The sequence below is a fragment of the Type-D symbiont of Plautia stali genome, assembly GCF_001485335.1.
In the GTDB taxonomy this organism is placed as follows: domain Bacteria; phylum Pseudomonadota; class Gammaproteobacteria; order Enterobacterales; family Enterobacteriaceae; genus Pantoea; species Pantoea vagans_C.
Window position 1 is genome coordinate 1 of record NZ_BBOC01000178.1, and the last position, 1,814, is coordinate 1,814.

Here is a 1,814-nt window from a genome sequence, read left to right on the forward strand (position 1 = left end):
AGCCCGTTGCCCTGCATGATGTCGCACTGGGCGCCGGTCACGAACGTCCGTTGCCCCGCGTCCTCGACCCCCTCCGCCGCCACGCTGAGCCCGAGGCTTTTCCCCAGCGCCGCGATGGCCCTGAACATCATCCGCACGCGCATGCTGGTGCCGAGCTCAAGGGTCAGCGACTTGTCAATCTTGAAGCCGCTGACGAAGCCGTGCCGCAGCAGGCTGATTGCGCCCAGCGTCCGACCGTAGTGATCGATAACAAATGCGGCTCCCGTGCGCCGGATGGCCGCAAACTGTGCCGGTATCTCCTCTACAAGCCCCGTCAGCAGCGGCTCGTCAACCTCCAGGTCCACAAAGGCGGCGTCGCCGCCTGCCGACTCGCGCAGCACGCTTTCCAGCCCGGGTCCGGAAAGCTGACCCGGGAACAGGTTAACGCTGACCCGAAGCTCCGGGCGGCGGACCTGCCACTGGCGGACCTGCGACAGTGCGGTGCGGATAATCCATTCACCAAGCGTCACGGACAGCGGGCTTTTCACCAGCATCTCAATAAAATCAGCGGGCAGCAGCAGGCCGCGGGCCGGATGCTGCCAGCGCACCAGCGCCTCGCAGCCTAGCAGGCGGCCGCTACCGGCGTCATAGCGAGGCTGGTAGTGCAGAATGAACTGCTGCTGGCGCACCGCGGTTTCCAGCTCGCGCTCAAAGCGCCGGCGGCGCTGCTCCGCCGCCAGGAATTCGGGCCGGAACAGGACGCTGCAGCCCTTGCCCGAGGCCTTGGCCCGGTAGAGCGCCAGGTCCGCGGCCGACATCACCGACGAGGCGTCCCCACCGTGTTCGGGATAAGCAGCAATGCCGGTGCTGGCGCCGACTATCACAGGTGAGCCGTGATAGGTGAAAGGCGTCTGCACGGCGGCAATCAGGCGCTCCGCCGTCAGGCCGGCACCGCTACTTCCGCCCGGCAGCAGGATGATAAACTCGTCCCCGCCGAGCCGGGCGGCGGTGACCGCCTCCACGCACACCAGCCGTATCTGCTCCGCCACGTGACAGAGCAGCGCGTCGCCGGCGGCGTGCCCGAGCGTGTCATTCACCTCCTTGAAGCCGTCGAGGTCGGTCATCAGCAGGGTGTAAGGCACGCCGGCCTCGGTCAGCTGCCCCAGCTGCTGCATAAAGGCACCGCGGCTGGCCAGCCGTGTCAGCATGTCCAGTGAGGCGAGTTCGCAGAGACGGGCCTCGCTCTCGTGCCGGGCGGTGACGTCGCGCACGATCATCCCCACCAGGCGTTCGCCGCCTTCCATCCAGCCCGAGAATGACACCTCGGCCGGAAACTCCTGGCCGTCGCGCCTGAGCCCCCATATCTGCAGCGTGCGTGGCTGCGAAATCGCCGCCTCGTCGGCCGTCAGGCGATCCAGCTCGTTGCGGTAGTCGGTCTGGCAGCGCTCGGGAATAAGCCCGGCCACGTACTGGCCCGCCATCTCCTCCGGCCCGTAACCGAACATCGCGGTGGCGGCCGGGTTCCAGAAGGTGATTCCCCGGCGCAGGTCGGTGCAGATGATGGCGTCCGGGGAGGTGGCCGAGATGGACTCCAGCCGCTGCTGGCTGGCGTGGCGCAGCAGCTCGAGCCGGTGAACCTCCATCCGGTCCATCACCAGCGCGGCGATGTCGGCCAGGTGCTGCCGGTCCGCGTCCGTGAGCGGCGGGCGCGGCTGCGTGTCGGTCAGGCACACGGTGCCGATATGGTGGCCGTCCGGGGTGGCGAGCGGGATCCCCGCGTAGAAGCGGATGTGCGGGTAGCCATGCACCAGCGGGCTGTCGCAAAAGCGCGGATC

At 68.1% G+C, this 1,814-nt stretch carries 1 protein-coding gene; it reads right to left on the minus strand.

Annotation, left to right across the window (positions count from 1 at the left end):
• On the minus strand, positions 1-1,814 hold a 1,814-nt coding region (locus PSSD_RS25815), incomplete at both ends, for a putative bifunctional diguanylate cyclase/phosphodiesterase (protein WP_058974217.1).